The organism is Streptomyces djakartensis (assembly GCF_014651075.1).
GTDB lineage: Bacteria > Actinomycetota > Actinomycetes > Streptomycetales > Streptomycetaceae > Streptomyces > Streptomyces djakartensis.
The window spans coordinates 190,157-206,233 of sequence record NZ_BMWE01000005.1 but is presented as its reverse complement, the minus strand read 5'-3'; the positions used below and the strand labels follow the sequence as shown (position 1 = coordinate 206,233).

11 protein-coding genes are annotated in these 16,077 nt (G+C 72.4%); 4 read left to right on the top strand and 7 right to left on the bottom strand.

All coding sequences use genetic code 11. From position 1 onward, the window contains the following. Positions 1-2: 2 nt before the first annotated feature. Entirely contained in the window at positions 3-1,436 is a 1,434-nt protein-coding gene (pntB, locus tag IE212_RS10760) for a Re/Si-specific NAD(P)(+) transhydrogenase subunit beta (protein ID WP_190197525.1), read from the top strand. 83 nt (positions 1,437-1,519) lie between these two features. Here pntB and argG read toward each other — a convergent pair whose 3' ends face one another. The 4 genes from argG to IE212_RS10740 all read right to left on the bottom strand — a co-directional run bounded on the left by argG (position 1,520) and on the right by IE212_RS10740 (position 8,025). Further along, on the bottom strand, positions 1,520-2,974 hold the full coding sequence (gene argG, locus IE212_RS10755) for an argininosuccinate synthase (protein ID WP_190197524.1): 1,455 nt from the start codon (positions 2,972-2,974) through the stop codon (positions 1,520-1,522). Between the two features lie 79 nt (positions 2,975-3,053). Next, positions 3,054-4,046, bottom strand: coding sequence for a methylmalonyl Co-A mutase-associated GTPase MeaB (gene meaB, locus IE212_RS10750; protein ID WP_190197523.1), 993 nt, complete (start codon positions 4,044-4,046; stop codon positions 3,054-3,056). Next, the gene (gene scpA / locus IE212_RS10745) at positions 4,043-6,217 is read right to left on the bottom strand and encodes a methylmalonyl-CoA mutase (RefSeq protein WP_190197522.1); all 2,175 of its coding nucleotides are present in this window, start codon (positions 6,215-6,217) and stop codon (positions 4,043-4,045) included. Before scpA ends, meaB begins: the two co-directional genes overlap by 4 nt. Further along, the gene (locus IE212_RS10740; protein WP_190197521.1) at positions 6,217-8,025 is read right to left on the bottom strand and encodes a methylmalonyl-CoA mutase family protein; all 1,809 of its coding nucleotides are present in this window, start codon (positions 8,023-8,025) and stop codon (positions 6,217-6,219) included. The genes scpA and IE212_RS10740 overlap by 1 nt, the downstream gene beginning before the upstream one ends. Before the next feature lie 424 nt (positions 8,026-8,449). On the opposite strand from IE212_RS10740, the gene IE212_RS10735 reads away from it, so the two are divergent. The 3 genes from IE212_RS10735 (at position 8,450) to IE212_RS10725 (ending at position 11,108) form a co-directional block, all read left to right on the top strand. Further along, complete coding sequence (locus IE212_RS10735) at positions 8,450-9,652, top strand: cytochrome P450 (protein WP_190197520.1); 1,203 nt, start codon at positions 8,450-8,452, stop codon at positions 9,650-9,652. Continuing rightward, the gene (locus IE212_RS10730; RefSeq protein WP_190197519.1) at positions 9,649-9,870 is read left to right on the top strand and encodes a ferredoxin; all 222 of its coding nucleotides are present in this window, start codon (positions 9,649-9,651) and stop codon (positions 9,868-9,870) included. The genes IE212_RS10735 and IE212_RS10730 overlap by 4 nt, the downstream gene beginning before the upstream one ends. Positions 9,871-9,992: 122 nt before the next feature. Further along, positions 9,993-11,108, top strand: a complete 1,116-nt coding sequence (locus tag IE212_RS10725) for a winged helix DNA-binding domain-containing protein (protein ID WP_190197518.1) — start codon at positions 9,993-9,995, stop codon at positions 11,106-11,108. A 100-nt stretch (positions 11,109-11,208) separates the two neighbouring features. Here IE212_RS10725 and IE212_RS10720 read toward each other — a convergent pair whose 3' ends face one another. The 3 genes from IE212_RS10720 to IE212_RS10710 all read right to left on the bottom strand — a co-directional run bounded on the left by IE212_RS10720 (position 11,209) and on the right by IE212_RS10710 (position 16,076). Next, positions 11,209-12,000 (bottom strand): S1 family peptidase, encoded by a 792-nt coding sequence (locus tag IE212_RS10720; protein WP_190197517.1) that lies wholly within the window; start codon positions 11,998-12,000, stop codon positions 11,209-11,211. A gap of 204 nt (positions 12,001-12,204) precedes the next feature. Next, the gene (locus tag IE212_RS10715) at positions 12,205-15,057 is read right to left on the bottom strand and encodes a helix-turn-helix transcriptional regulator (protein WP_190197516.1); all 2,853 of its coding nucleotides are present in this window, start codon (positions 15,055-15,057) and stop codon (positions 12,205-12,207) included. A 206-nt stretch (positions 15,058-15,263) separates the two neighbouring features. After that, positions 15,264-16,076 carry a helix-turn-helix transcriptional regulator gene (locus IE212_RS10710; RefSeq protein WP_190197515.1) on the bottom strand — a complete coding sequence of 271 codons (813 nt, stop codon included), beginning with the start codon at positions 16,074-16,076 and terminating at the stop codon, positions 15,264-15,266. Position 16,077: the final 1 nt, after the last annotated feature.

Below are 16,077 nucleotides of genomic sequence, written 5' to 3'. Positions count from 1 at the left end.
GGATGAGCACAGTCACGGCCACACAGGCCGCCTACGTCGTCGCGGCGCTGCTGTTCATCCTCAGCCTCGCCGGGCTCTCGCAGCACCGGACCTCCCGATCGGGAGTCGTCTGGGGCATCGCGGGCATGGTCATCGCCCTGGCCGCCACCATCGGGCTCGCGTCGAAGAGCATCACCGCCACCGGTCTCGTGCTGATCGTCGTCGCGACGGCCGTCGGCGCGGGCATCGGACTGTGGCGGGCCCGGGTCGTCGAGATGACCGGCATGCCGGAGCTGATCGCCATCATGCACAGCCTGGTCGGTCTGGCGGCGACGTTCGTCGGCTGGAACGGCTACCTCGACGTCGACGCCGAGCTCAGCGGGTCGCTGCTGGGCATCCACCACGCCGAGGTGTTCATCGGGGTGTTCATCGGCGCCGTCACCTTCACGGGGTCCGTCATCGCCTACCTGAAGCTCTCGGCGCGCATCGCCTCCCGCCCGCTCACGCTGCCCGGCAAGCACGTCCTCAACATCGGCGCCCTGGTCGCCTTCGCCGGGCTCACCGTCGCCTTCGTGGCCCGCCCGAACATGGGGCTGCTCATCGCCGTCACCGTGATCGCGCTCGCCCTGGGCGCGCACCTGGTGGCCTCCATCGGCGGCGGTGACATGCCGGTGGTGGTCTCCATGCTCAACAGCTACTCCGGCTGGGCGGCGGCGGCCTCGGGCTTCCTGCTCTCCAACAACCTGCTCATCGTCACGGGCGCGCTCGTCGGCTCCTCCGGTGCCTACCTGTCGTACATCATGTGCAAGGCGATGAACCGCTCCTTCATCTCGGTGATCGCCGGCGGATTCGGCACCCCGGCCGCGGCGGCCGACGAGGGCGAGCAGGGCGAGCACCGGGAGATCAGCGCCGAGGAGACCGCCGAGCTCCTCCGCGACGCCTCCTCGGTGATCATCACGCCGGGCTACGGCATGGCGGTCGCGCAGGCCCAGTACCCGGTCGCCGAACTGGCGCGCAAGCTGCGCGAGCGGGGCGTCGAGGTGCGCTTCGGCATCCACCCGGTCGCCGGCCGGCTGCCCGGGCACATGAACGTGCTGCTCGCCGAGGCCAACGTGCCGTACGACATCGTCCTCGAAATGGACGAGATCAACGACGACTTCGCCGCCACCTCGGTCGTGCTCGTCATCGGCGCCAACGACACCGTCAACCCGGCCGCCACGGAGAACCCGGCCAGCCCCATCGCCGGTATGCCCGTGCTGCACGTGTGGGAGGCGGCCGACGTGGTCGTCTTCAAGCGGTCCATGGCCGCCGGGTACGCGGGTGTGCAGAATCCGCTGTTCTTCCGGGAGAACAGCCAGATGCTCTTCGGCGACGCCAAGCAGCGCGTCGAGGACATCCTGCGCGCTCTGGACAGCCTCGACGCACCGGTCCGGGAGATGGCCGGCAGCTCGCGCTGAACCCCAGGAAAGCTGAAAGGCCGGCTCGGCACTGCCGAGCCGGCCTTCGCCGTGCTGTGCCCTTCGCGAGGCACGGCCACCGGTCAGTCCGTGCCGGACTCCATCGCCGCGCGGTCCAGCCACGCGTCCTCCTCCGAGACCTCACCGCGGGAGGCGATGACCTCGGCGCCGCCCTGCGGCAGCTCCGGCATGGTGCCGATCAGCCCGGTCGCGGCGGCCTGGGAGGCGCCGATGGTGGGGCTGCCGGTGCCGATCAGGCCGATGCCGGCGTACTGCTCCAGCTTGGCGCGGGAGTCGGCGATGTCGAGGTTGCGCATGGTGAGCTGTCCGATCCGGTCCACCGGGCCGAACGCGGAGTCCTCGGTGCGCTCCATGGACAGCTTGTCCGGGTGGTAGCTGAACGCCGGGCCCGTGGTGTCGAGGATCGAGTAGTCCTCACCGCGCCGCAGGCGCAGGGTCACCTCTCCGGTGACGGCGGCGCCGACCCAGCGCTGCAGCGACTCGCGGATCATCAGCGCCTGCGGGTCCAGCCAGCGGCCCTCGTACATCAGCCGCCCGAGGCGACGGCCCTCGGTGTGGTACTGGGCGAGGGTGTCCTCGTTGTGGATCGCGTTGACCAGCCGCTCGTACGCGGCGTGCAGCAGGGCCATGCCCGGGGCCTCGTAGATGCCGCGGCTCTTGGCCTCGATGATCCGGTTCTCGATCTGGTCCGACATGCCCAGGCCGTGCCGCCCGCCGATGGCGTTGGCCTCCATGACCAGGTCGACGGCGGACGGGAACTCCTTGCCGTTGATCGACACCGGGCGGCCCTGTTCGAAGCCGATCGTCACGTCCTCGGTGGCGATCTCGACCTCGGGGTCCCAGAACCGCACGCCCATGATCGGCTCGACGGTCTCGATGCCGGTGTCCAGGTGCTCCAGCGTCTTCGCCTCGTGCGTGGCGCCCCAGATGTTGGCGTCGGTGGAGTACGCCTTCTCCGTGCTGTCGCGGTAGGGCAGCCCGTGCGCGAGCAGCCACTCGGACATCTCCTTGCGGCCGCCGAGCTCGGTGACGAACGCCGCGTCCAGCCAGGGCTTGTAGATCCTGAGGTGCGGGTTGGCGAGCAGGCCGTAGCGGTAGAACCGCTCGATGTCGTTGCCCTTGAAGGTCGAGCCGTCGCCCCAGATCTGGACGTCGTCCTCGAGCATCGCCCGGACCAGCAGCGTGCCCGTGACGGCCCGGCCGAGCGGCGTGGTGTTGAAGTACGCCCGTCCGCCCGAGCGGATGTGGAACGCGCCGCAGGTCAGCGCGGCCAGGCCCTCCTCGACCAGGGCCGCGCGGCAGTCGACCAGACGCGCGATCTCGGCGCCGTAGGTCTTCGCACGGCCGGGCACCGAGGCGATGTCGGGCTCGTCGTACTGGCCGATGTCGGCGGTGTAGGTGCACGGGACGGCGCCCTTGTCGCGCATCCACGCGACCGCGACGGACGTGTCGAGACCGCCCGAGAAGGCGATGCCGACGCGCTCGCCGGCCGGCAGGGAGGTGAGGACCTTGGACATAGGAAGAGTATGTATCGACACGCATAATCATGCAAGTCGCTGCGCGTGAATCCACCGGGTCCGGTGAACAGCGCCGTGCTCAGGAACCGTCCGGCCCGGGACCCCCGAGAGCCCCGAGGATCCGCTCGGCGGCCAGTGTCGGAGTCAACTCGCCTTCTCTGACCCGCTGTTCCAGCTCAGGCGCGAGCGCCCGTACCGCCGGATCGGCGTGCAGGCGGCCGAGGAGTTCCTCGCGGACCATGGTCCAGGTCCAGTCGACCTGCTGGTCGCGGCGCTTGGCGGTGAGCCGGCCGGTCGAGTCCAGCAGTGTGCGGTGCTGTTCGAGGCGCTCCCACACGGTGTCCAGGCCGCTCGACTCGCGGGCGCTGCAGCTGAGCACGGGCGGCGTCCAGACCGCGTCCTTGCCGTGCATCAGCCGCAGCGCGCCCGCCAGTTCACGCGCGGCGGCCCGGGCGTCGCGCTCGTGCGGACCGTCCGCCTTGTTGACGGCGATCACGTCCGCCAGTTCCAGGACGCCCTTCTTGATGCCCTGCAGCTGGTCGCCGGTACGGGCGAGGGTGAGCAGCAGGAAGGAGTCGACCATGTTCGCGACCGCGGTCTCGGACTGGCCGACACCCACCGTCTCCACCAGGATCACGTCGTAGCCGGCCGCCTCCATCACCACGATCGACTCGCGTGTCGCCTTGGCCACCCCGCCCAGCGTTCCGGCCGTGGGGGAGGGGCGGACGAAGGCCGCCGGGTCGACGGCCAGCCGTTCCATACGGGTCTTGTCGCCCAGGATGGAACCGCCGGTACGGCTGGAGGACGGGTCGACGGCCAGCACGGCCACCCGGTGCCCGAGCCCCGTCAGCATCGAGCCGAACGCGTCGATGAACGTCGACTTGCCCACGCCCGGCACTCCGCTGACGCCGATCCGCCGCGCCCGCCCGCTGTGCGGCAGCAGCTCGGTCAGCAACCGCTGCGCCAGCTCCCGGTGCTGGGGGCGGGTGGACTCGACGAGCGTGATGGCGCGGGCGACGATCGCCCGCTTCCCGTCGAGTACGCCCTTCACATACGCGTCGACGTCGATCACAGGTCGTGCCCGAGGCCGTCCGACAGTCGCTTCACCAGGTCGTGGGCCGCGTCCGGGATCACCGTCCCGGGCGGGAAGACCGCGGCCGCGCCCATCTTGAGCAGCGTCGGCACGTCCTGCGGCGGGATCACCCCGCCCACCACGATCATGATGTCCTCGCGCCCCTCCTCGGCGAGCTGTTCCCGCAGCGCCGGCACGAGGGTGAGGTGGCCGGCCGCCAGCGACGACACCCCGACGATGTGCACGTCCGCCTCGACGGCCTGCCGGGCCACCTCCGCGGGGGTCTGGAACAGCGGGCCGACGTCCACGTCGAAGCCGAGGTCGGCGAAGGCGGTGGCGATCACCTTCTGGCCGCGGTCGTGGCCGTCCTGGCCCATCTTGGCGACCAGGATGCGCGGGCGGCGGCCCTCGGCCTCCTCGAAGTCGGAGACCAGCGCTCGGGTGCGGTCCACGGACGGGGACTCCCCTGCTTCGTTGCGGTACACGCCGGAAATCGTACGGATCTGGCTCGCGTGCCGGCCGTACACCTTCTCCAGGGCGTCGGAGATCTCCCCGACGGTCGCCTTGGCACGGGCCGCGTTCACCGCCAGCTCCAGCAGGTTGCCGTCGCCGCCGGCGGCCCGGGTCAGCGCGTCCAGCGCGTCCTGGCAGGCCCGCTCGTCCCGCTCCGCCCGCAGCCGCCGCAGCTTCTCGATCTGCTGAGCCCGCACGGAGGAGTTGTCGACCTTCAGGACCTCGATCTGCTCGTCGCTGTCCACCCGGTACTTGTTGACGCCGATCACCGGCTGGCGACCGGAGTCGATCCGGGCCTGGGTGCGGGCCGCGGCCTCCTCGATGCGCAGCTTGGGGATGCCCGCGTCGATGGCCTTGGCCATGCCGCCCGCCTGCTCGACCTCCTGGATGTGCTGCCAGGCCCGCCGGGCCAGGTCGTACGTCAGCCTCTCGACGTACGCGCTGCCGCCCCACGGGTCGATCACCCGGGTCGTGCCGGACTCCTGCTGGAGCAGCAGCTGCGTGTTGCGGGCGATGCGGGCCGAGAAGTCGGTGGGCAGCGCCAGCGCCTCGTCGAGGGCGTTGGTGTGCAGCGACTGCGTGTGGCCCTGCGTCGCCGCCATGGCCTCGACGCAGGTGCGCGTCACGTTGTTGAAGACGTCCTGCGCGGTCAGCGACCACCCCGAGGTCTGCGAATGGGTGCGCAGCGACAACGACTTGGCGTTCTTCGGGAAGAACTGCCGCACCAGCTTCGCCCACAGCAGGCGCGCCGCCCGCAGCTTGGCGACCTCCATGAAGAAGTTCATGCCGATCGCCCAGAAGAACGACAGCCGCGGCGCGAACGCGTCCACGTCCAGTCCGGCCTCACGCCCCGCGCGGATGTACTCGACACCGTCCGCGAGGGTGTACGCCAGCTCCAGGTCGGCCGTCGCACCCGCCTCCTGGATGTGGTAGCCGGAGATGGAGATGGAGTTGTAGCGCGGCATCCGCTGCGAGGTGTAGGCGAAGATGTCGGAGATGATCCGCATCGACGGCTTCGGCGGATAGATGTAGGTGTTGCGGACCATGAACTCCTTGAGGATGTCGTTCTGGATGGTCCCGGCCAGCTTCTCGGGCGGTACGCCCTGCTCCTCCGCCGCCACGATGTACAGCGCCAGCACCGGCAGCACGGCGCCGTTCATCGTCATCGACACGGTCATCCTGTCGAGGGGGATCCCGTCGAACAGCTGGCGCATGTCGTAGATCGAGTCGATGGCCACGCCCGCCATGCCGACGTCGCCGGTCACCCGCGGGTGGTCGCTGTCGTAACCCCGGTGGGTGGGCAGGTCGAAGGCGACCGACAGGCCCTTCTGCCCGGCCGCGAGGTTGCGCCGGTAGAAGGCGTTCGACTCCTCGGCCGTGGAGAAACCGGCGTACTGGCGGATGGTCCACGGCTGGTTGACGTACATGGTCGGGTACGGGCCGCGCAGATAGGGCGCCGCGCCCGGGTACGTGTCCAGGAAGTCCAGGCCCTCCAGGTCACGGCCGGTGTACAGCGGCTTGACCGTGATGCCCTCCGGGGTCTCCCACAGCAGGTCGTCGCCGCCGGAGGCGTTCTTGACCGCCGTACGCCACTCGTCCGGGCCGCCGTCGGCCGCCGGGGTCCCCAGCTCGATCCCGGTGAAGTCGGGGATTCCCATCAGGACACTCCCATGCGGTCGAGGGTGGCGGACAGCACGGCGACGGCGTCGCAGCCCGCGAAGACGTATGAGTCGACACCGGGGTGGTTCCCGGGCCGCCCGGCGAGGAACACATGCGCGGCACCGGCGGCCTTCAGCTGTGCGGTCACCGCCTCCGCCCGCTCCTCGTACAGGGCGTCGCTGGAGCACAGGCAGGCCTCGGTGGCGCCGCTCTCCTCGAAGGTGCCCTCCGTGACGGGCTCGACGCCGCCCGCCTGGAAGAGGTTGGAGGCGAAGGTGAGGCGTGCGGTGTGGGCGGCGGCCGGGCCGAGCGCGGCGAGGAAGATCCGCGGCCGGGAGCCGGTCGCGGCCAGGTGGGCGTCGGAGCGGGCGCGCAGCGCCTCGAACGCCTCGTCGCGACGCACCCGCGGCAGCCCGCCGGACGGCGGCTCCGGCGCGCTGTCCCGGACGACCGGTTTCTCCGCGAGGTACGGGAACTCGCTGACTCCGGTGACGGGTTCGCGCCGCTTGGCCAGCTTCGCGCTGCGGGCCTGCCAGGTGCCGGCCAGGTCCTGCGCGAGGTCTCCCGAACGCAGGGCCGCCGCCTGGCCGCCGAGCCGCTCGATCCGCTGGAAGAACTGCCAGCCGGCGTGGGCGAGTTCGTCGGTCAGCCGCTCCACGTACCAGGAGCCGCCCGCCGGGTCGATCACCCGGGCCAGGTGCGACTCCTCGATGAGGATGGTGGAGGTGTTGCGGGCGATCCGCCGCGCGAACGCGTCCGGCAGGCCGAGCGCGTGGTCGAAGGGCAGCACGGTGACCGCGTCGGCCCCGCCCGCCCCGGCGGCCAGCGTGGCGATCGTCGCGCGCAGCATGTTCACCCACGGGTCGCGACGCGTCATCATCACCGGCGAGGTCACGACGTGCTGGAGCTGCGCCCCGGCGCGCGGTGCCCCGCACGCCTCGGCCACGCGCGCCCACAGCCGGCGCGCGGCCCGCAGCTTGGCGATCGTCAGGAACTGGTCGGCCGTCGCCGCGTACCGGAACTCCAGCTGCGAACAGGCCTGTTCGATGCTCAGCCCCGCTCCGGCCAGCTCCCGCAGATACGCCACCGCCGTGGCCAGCGAGCAGCCCAGCTCCTGGGCGGCGGAGCCACCGGCCTCGTGGTACGGCAGCGCGTCCACGGTCAGCGCCCGCAGCCCCGGGTACTGCCCGGCGCACAACCGAGCGAGCTCCGCCGCCGGAGCGAACTCGCCCCGCTGGCCGCTTCGGGCCTCCAGGCCCAGCGGATCGGCGCCCAGATTGCCCCGCGCCGCGTCCCGGGCGACACCACGCTCCTCGTACAGCCGCAGCAACTCCCGCGCGGCGGGCTCTGTGTCGGCCCCGGCGTCGAGGACGACGGGCGCGAGGTCGAGATAGACACCGTCGAGAACCCGGCCGAGCTCCGGCACGGGGATGCCGGAGCCACCGACGCCCAGCCACAGCGAGGCCGCGCCGTTCTCCAGGTCCGCGAGCACCGCGCCGGGGTCGGCCACCGTGTGCCGCTGCCGTACGTCCCAGCCGCCGAGCGTGTTCCCCTCGGGGCGGCCGCCGCGCACAAAGGGCGCGAACCCGGGCAGACCCGGCTCGGGCGCGGCGTCGCGGGCGGTGTACAGAGGCCGGGTGCGCAGCCCGTCCTCGAGCGCGGTGGACAGGGCTTCCTCGGCCTCGGCGCCCTCCACGTCCTTGCCCGACTTGCGCAGCACGCCCGCCACCAGGCGCTGCCACTGCTCGTGGGGCACATCAGGGAACTCGCCGGCCAGCTCAAGCCCGTCGTCAGGCAGGACCGTCATGCTCGGATGCTAGGTCATCGACTCGAAGGAGCAGCAGTGGGCGAGGCTGTGACCTTTCCCTCCCGGGCGCTGTGGCCCTGATCTCCACCGCGCCCCCTTGAATCAGGGCTGGTCACGCCCTATTGGAGCGAGGTCAAGCGGGCGGCGTCACCCGAGCGCCCCGTCCGGCCGGGATCGTCGCCCATGCCGGTGCCGGGCGTCAATCGCCCGCCGTCACCGGGTCGTTGCCCATGGCGACGGGCCGGGCGTTGCCTTACGTTCTCGCTCATTGCAATGCAGTGTTGCGTTCACTTCAGCTTCATTGCATCAATTTTGGGTCTGTGACCTGCTAATACGCCTTAATCTGCATTGACGAAGATATGAACGCAACGTAGCTTTCTTCCTGCGTGAAGCAGCACGCCATGTCGCGAGATGAGGAATGGCCATGAATGAGTCCCTCCACACCGTCACCGCGTTACCGGCAGCGCGTCCGGCAGACCGCCCCTTCGACCCCCCGGCCGAGCTGCTCGACGCCCGCCGGCACGGACCCATCAGCCGCTACACCCACCCGGGCGGCAGACCGGGCTGGCTGATCACCGGATACGACCTGGTCCGCTCGGTCCTGGCCGACCCGCGGTTCAGCTCGCGCAGAGAACTCATGAACGTGGTCGACTTCGAGCTCCCGCCGGCGCCGCCGGGTGAGTTCCTCCTCATGGACGACCCGCAGCACCGCCGCTACCGCAAGCCGCTGGCGGGCAGGTTCACGGTGCGGCGGATGCGCCTGCTCGCCGAGCGCATCGAGCAGATCACCGCCGAGTGCCTGGACGCCATGGAGCAGACAGGGCCGCCGGCAGACCTGGTGACCGCTTTCGCCAAGCCGATCCCCACCATCGTCATCTGCGAGCTGCTGGGCGTGCCGTACGAGGACCGGGGCTCCTTCCAGGAGCAGATCGACACGTTCATGGGAGGGGAGACGAGCGAGGAGGAGCTCATGGCCGCCTACACCGCGACGCAGGAGTACCTCGCCGAGCTGGTGGCCGCCAAGCGGGCGAACCCCACCGACGACGTGCTCAGCGAACTCACCGGCACCGACCTGACCGACGAGGAGCTGAAGGGGATCAGCCTGATCCTGCTGGCCGCAGGATTCGACACCACGGCGAACATGCTGTCACTCGGCACCTTCGCGCTCCTGCGGAACCCGGAGCAAATGGCCGCGCTGCGCGCCGACCCCGCGCTCACCGACGGGGCCGTGGAGGAACTGCTGCGGTATCTGAGCGTCGCCAAGACGTTCATGAGGACGGCGCTGGAGGACGTCGAACTGGGCGGCCGGACCATCGAGGCCGGCACGACGGTCGTCCTGTCGTACCACACCGCCAACCGCGACCCCGAACGCTTCGCCGACCCCGACGTGCTCGACCTGCGGCGGCAGGACGCGGGCGGGCACCTGGCCTTCAGCCACGGCATCCACCAGTGCCTGGGGCAGCAGCTGGCCCGCGTCGAGATGCGGGTCGCGTTCCGCGCCCTGGTCGACCGGTTCCCCACGCTGCGCCTGGCCGTACCGGCGGAAGAGGTCCGCCTGCGCCCGGAGACCGCGGACATCTACGGCGTCAAGAGCCTCCCGGTCACCTGGGACAAGGGGGAGTCATGAGGACGACACCCCTGCGTGCCGACCGTGAACGCTGCATCGGCGCCGGGATGTGCGCCCTGACCGCCCCCGAGGTCTTCGACCAGGACCCCGACGACGGCCGCGTCCTCCTGCTGCGCGCCGATCCGCCCGCCGCCCATCGCGCGGCCGCACAGACGGCCGTCGGCGTCTGCCCCTCCGGGGCGATCACCTTCCAGGAGCCGGAACCCAGCGGCTCCTGATGCCGCTGCGGCCGCACCCGCGCCGAGAGCCTCCCGCCGCGCACCCATGAACGGGGGCGGGCGGAGAGCGCCGCCGCAGTCGCGGCCAGAACCTGTCCGCAAGCCCGGCTACCGTGCCTCACATGACGAACACCAAGCGGAGCGTCACCGGCACGGAGCCTCGGCTCGGCACCCGTGCCCTCAACCGCGCCACCCTCGACCGGCAGTTGCTCCTGCGCCCGGCCCGGCTCTCCGCCGCAGCGGCCGTCGAGCATCTGGTGGGTCTCCAGGCGCAGAACGTCAAGCCGCCGTACTACGCGCTCGCCGCCCGCCTCGACGGGTTCGCCCCCGAGGAGCTGTCCCGGCTGATGGCCGGCCGCGAGGCCGTACGGATCGTCACGATGCGCTCCACCATCCACACCCACACCGCGGACGACTGCCTCACCCTGCGGCCGCTGGTGCAGCCCGCCCGCGACCGGGAGCTCGTCACCTTCCGCAAGGGACTCGCCGGGGTGGACCTGGAACGGCTCGCCGCGCTCGCCCGCGACCTCGTCGAGACCGAGCCCCGCACCATGACGCAGCTCCGCGAGGCCCTGCTCCGGGAGTGGCCCGACGCCGATCCCCAGGCCCTGGCCGTCGCCGCCCGCTGCCGCCTCCCGCTCGTGCAGGTGACGCCCCGCGGGCTGTGGGGGCGCAGCGGACAGGTCCGTCTCACCACCGCCGAGCACTGGCTTGGCCGGCCCGCGCAACCGGCGCCCGCGCCCGACGCGGTCGTCCTGCGCTACCTCGCCGCCTTCGGTCCGGCCTCGGTGAAGGACATGCAGGCCTGGGCCGGCCTGACCCGGCTGCGCGACGCCTTCGAACGCCTCCGCCCACGGCTCATGACCTTCCGGGACGACAGCGGCGTCGAACTCTTCGACCTCCCCGACGCCCCCCGCCCCGACCCGGACACCCCGGCACCGCCGCGTTTCCTGCCCGAGTTCGACAACCTGCTGCTCTCGCACGCCGAGCGCGGCCGCGTCGTCCCGCCCGAGTACCGGGGCCGCTCGTGGAAGGGCAACATGGCCCACCGCACGCTCCTCGTCGACGGCTTCCTCGCGGGGCTGTGGCGGCTGGAGGAGGACGCGCTCGTGATCGAGCCCTTCGGCCGTCTCACCCGCGCGCAGCGGGACGAGGTCACCGCCGAGGGGGAGCGGATGCTGCACGTCATGCACCCGGGCTCGGCGTACGACATCCGGTTCGGCGTCGTACGGACCTGACGCGCCTCGCGACATGGAGAGGGGGCGTTGCGGGCCGCTCGTGGAGGCCCGCAACGCCCCCTGGTCTTTCACCTGAGGGGTGCTCAGGAACTGGTGACGGTCAGGAGTTGACCTGTGTCGTGACCAGGTCGGAGAAGGTGGTCAGCCGGGTGTAGACACCCGGGTAACCGGCCTGGGCGCAGCCTTCGCCCCAGGAGGTGATGCCTGCCAGGACGCCCCCGATGAGCAGGGGACCGCCGCTGTCGCCCTGGCAGGTGTCCACGCCGCCGGAGGTCTTCCCGGCGCACACCATGTCGCTCTGCACGAAGTCGGAGCCGTAGGAGCTCGCGCAGCCGGCGTCGGACACGGTCGGTACGGTCGCGGTGCGCAGCTGGTTGGAGGAGCTGCCGCCCGAGGAGGTGGTGCCCCAGCCGAGGATGCGGGCGGTGGTGCCGGCCGCGTACACCGAGGTCTGGGAGGAGGAGACGTACTTCGCCGGGGTGTACGGCATCGACGTCGACAGGGTCAGCACCGCCACGTCGTCGCCCTTGGTGGTGCCGGTGTAGCCGGGGTGGATCCAGATCCTGCTGACGCGGCCGACCGTGCCGTTGGTGCCGTTGAGGTAGGTGCGGCCACCGACCACGCGCACACTGCCGGTGGTCTCGCCGACCATGCAGTGGGCGGCGGTGACGACCTTGGTGGGCGAGACCAGCGTGCCGCCGCAGAACTGCTTCTGCGAGGCGTCCGTGATCTGCATGACGAACGGGTACGCGGTCGTCGTGGTCGTGGTGCCGCCGACGATCGGCTGGGGCGCGGCGACGGCGGCGGGAGCGGTCAGCAGCGCGGTCGCGGCGGCGGCAGCGGTCGCCGCGGCGACGGCGGCGGCCTTCTTGGCACGGTCGAGCCCGGACATGGGTCTCCTCGGGGAGTTGCCGGTGGGGGGTCGCGCGGGTGGGTGGTGCACGGGGACCCTGACGCCGTTGACCGGATCTCCGTGTGCCCGGCGAGCGGCACGCGACAAAGCTAGAGCCCGGCACGGAAGGGCCCCAAGAGGGGAACTCCCTAAGGGAGTTGGGTCAGGGAAAACCCTCGGTCGGGTTCCGGGAACCCAGGCCGGTCAGCTCGTTCGGCGGCCCGCCGCCAGCCGCACGATGTCCACCCGCGAGCGGATCCCCAGCTTCCGGTAGACCCGGGTGAGGGTCGCCTCGACGGTCTTCACGCTGATGAACAGGCGGGCCGCGATCTCCCGGTTGGTCGCGCCCTCCATCACCAGTGAGGCGACCTGACGCTCCATCGAGGCGAGGCCCTCCAGCGCGTCCAGCGCGACCGGCGGCGCCACGGAAGCCGACTCCACCGCCGTGGGACCGGCCGCGGCGGCCGCGTCGACCTGCCGCAGCCAGGGCAGTGCCCGGCAGCGCCGGAACAGCCGGGCGGCCTCGTCGTAGGACGCCGGGCCCGGCAGCGGAGTCCCGCCGGTGCGGGGGAAGGCGGCGGTCCGGCCGCGCAGGCGGGCCAGCGCGAAGGCCGCGCGGGCCTCCTCCAGGCCGTAGCCGAGCCTGCCGAGCCGGTCCTGCACGGACGTCAGCCGGACCAGGGCGGCGTCGTGTTCACCGCGTGCCGCCCGCACCAGCGCCTCGGCCCGGTCCAGCACGGCCAGCACGCTCTGCCGGCCCAGCCGCAGCGCGTGCACCCGCGCCGTGTCGATCACGTCCTGGGCTTCGTCCGGCTCACCGACCCGGACCAGGGCCTCGGCGAGGTCGCCGTGCCAGCGGCCGCGCGCCGGGTCGTTGATGCCGAGGCCGTGCTCGAGCTCCCGCACCCGGCGCAGCGAACGGACCGTGCCCGTCGGGTCCCCGGCCACCAGCTGGGCGTAGCCCAGGGCCGCCAGCGCCCGGGACAGGTACATCTGGTCGCCGTCGACCTCGGCGTGGTCGGCCGCCTCACGGGCGAGGGCCAGCGCCCGGTCGACATCCCCGGCCGAGGCCTCCGCGAGGGAGGTGAGCATCGCCGAGGCGCCCTCCCCGATCCCCGAGTCCCGGGCCAGCCGCAGACTCTCACGGGCCAGGTCCAGGGCCCGGCCGCAGTGCCCGCTGCGCAGTTCCGTCTCGGCGAGGAAGCGCAGGAAGTGCACCTCGCTCTCCACCATGCCGCGCCTGCGCACCTCGCGGAGCAGCGCGGTGATGGTGGTCCGCGCCTCGGGCAGCTGGTCGCTCATGATGAGCCAGCGGAACCGGGCCGAGCCGGCACCGTTGTGGTGGCAGGCCACATACGGGTCCTGGGGTTCCTTCAGCGCCCGTTTGACGGTGGCGGGGGCGTCCGGATGGCCCATCAGGGTCTCGGTGGAGGCCTGGAAGGACAGCGCCATCAGCTCGGTGCGGCGGTCCCCGCCCCGGGCGGCCAGCTCCGCCGCGTGCGCGGCCTCCTGCCGGGCCTCGGCGAAGTCGCCCTCGACGACCAGTCCCCGCCAGGCCAGCTGGTAGTGGACCAGGGCGAGCAGCCCGGGGTCGTCCCCCGCGTCGGCCAGCACCTGCGGGAACAGGGCGTCGACGTCGCCCAGCGCCTGCCCGGCGGCCTCGATGACCACCATCCAGGCGCGTACGCGCTCCGCGGGCACGGTGGCACGCTTCAGTACGTCGCGGGCGATGTCCCGGGCGAGATCGGCCTCGCCCGCGGTGATCGCGTCCTCGGCGGCCTGCAGACGGCGCTCGTCCGGGCCGGGCGTACTGTCCGCAGGGGTGTGCCGGGCCGCGAGCAGCCCGAGCGAGGCGGCCACGGACGGTGCCCCGCGGTCCCGGGCCAGCGCACCGGCCTCGGCGAGCCGGGCCGCCACCTCCGGGTCGGTGCCGGTCGTCGCCAGAGCCAGGTGCCGGGCCCGCTCGATCGGGTCGGAGGCGGCCGTGGACAGCGCGGCGTGCACGGCCCGCCGCTCCCGCGCCGGGGCCTCCGCGTACAGCGCGGCCGAGATCAGCGGATGCGCGAACCGCACGGCCGGGCCCTCCGCCTCGGTCGCGAGCAGCCCGAGCGCCGCCGCCTGGGCCGTCTCGGCCTCGGCGTGCTCCCGGCCGGCCGCGTGCAGCAGCGCCAGCGTGGGACGGGCGCCGGCGCTGGCCACGAGGAGGGTGCGGCGCGCCTCGTCCGACAGCATCTCCAGCCGGCTCAGCACCAGGGCCCGCAGCGAGGTGGGCACGGGCAGCGGCTCGCCGGGCCGGGGCCGGGCCGGGCTCTCGGCCAGGGCGCGGCCCAGCTCCAGGGCGAAGAGCGGGTTGCCGCCGCTGGTGCGGTGGATGTCGCGGACCGTGGAGCGGGACAGCGCCGTGTAGCCGCGGTGGTCGAGCAGTGCCGAGACCTGCGCACGGGACAGCGGGCCCAGCCGGACGGCGACCGTGTCGGGCGGGGACGCGCGTAGATGGCGGTCGTACTCCTCGCCTTCGGTCCGCACCGCGCACAGCATCTGCACGGGTGTGTCGCCCAGCCGGCGGGCGGCGAAGCCGAGCAGCTCGGCACTGGCCGCGTCCAGCCACTGGAGGTCGTCGGCGACGACGAGCACCGGGCCCTTGGCGGCCAGCGCCCGCAGCGCCGACAGCACCGCCAGACGCAACGCGAGCCCGTCCCGCTGGAGGGTGGACTCGCCGCGGCCGGTGAGCGCCGACTCCAGCGCGGTGTGCTGGGCCGCGGGCAGCCGGCCGGAGATCTCGTCCAGTACCAGGCCGAACAGGTCGGCCAGCGCCAGGAAGGGCAGGTGGGATTCGGACTCGGTGGCGGAGCAGCGCAACACGGTCCGGGTGCCACCGCTGTATTCCGCGGCCAGCGCCCGCAGGACGGTCGACTTACCAATTCCGGCCGGACCGTGGAGCAGCACACTGCCGCCCCGGCCGAGCTGCTCACGCGCCGACGTGAACGCGTCGTCCCGGCCGATGACCAGGTCAGGGCGGCTCCTGGGAGGCTCCTGGAAGTCCCGTCGCACGGTCACGGAATCCCCTCCCTGTGTCGTGTCCTGGCCAATATTAGGCATCAGCGCTTTGAATTTCGGAGGGACGGCGTGGTGAGGGAAATAACAACCGGCGTCGGCAGACGAATTCCACCGCCCTCCCGAATGCGGCGGAACACGACGGCGGCGCCCGGCCGGGGACCCCTCGGCACGGGGAACGCGCGGACGTCATGGAAACCACCCCAAACCTACGGCAACCATCCCGCCCGGCGCGCGGCGACCACAGCCTCACCACGGGTCCGGGCACCCAGCTTCCGCATGGCCGACCGCAGATACCCCTTGACGGTCTCCGGGGTCACGCCCAGCCGCTCCGCCACGACCGCGTTCGTCGCCCCGGTGGCGACCCAGGTCAGCACGTCCACCTCGCGCGGCGCCGGCCGGACCCGGGACGGCGGCTGGCCCCCCGCGGTCAGCAACGCACACACGTCGAGCAACTCGGCGCGCAACCGCGCGTCCGCGATCCTCGCCGCCAGCGCCCGCAGGGCCGCGTGCGCCTCCCGCACCTGCTCCCGGCCCCCACCCGCCGCCCCGGCCTCGGCGGCGAGCGTAAGGGCCTCGTCCCGCACCACCAGGGCCCGCTCCACGTCCCGGGCCGCCTCCACGGCTGCGTCCAGGGTGCGCCCGCCCAGCGGCCCGGCCGCGCGCCGCGCCCCGTACAGCACTCCGCGCACCCGGTGCCGCACCACCACCGGCACGGCGAGCACCGAGCGCAGCCCCTCCACGGCGCCCGGGGCGTCGTACTCGTGACTGATCCGCCGCGACGCCGAGTAGTCCGTCACCACGCACGGCCGGGCGAGCGCCACGGTCTTCCCGCCCAGACCGTTCCCGGACGTCACCACGAGCGACCGCAACGCGTGCGTCGCCGTGCCGGTGAGTTCGCTGATGCGCATCTGCTGCCCGGCCTCCACGAGACCGCCGAAGGCGACCGGAAGGCCGGTGGTGCGGCGCAGGCGCAGCAGCGCGTTCCGTATGTCGACGGCGTCGGACGCCTCCGCTGTCACC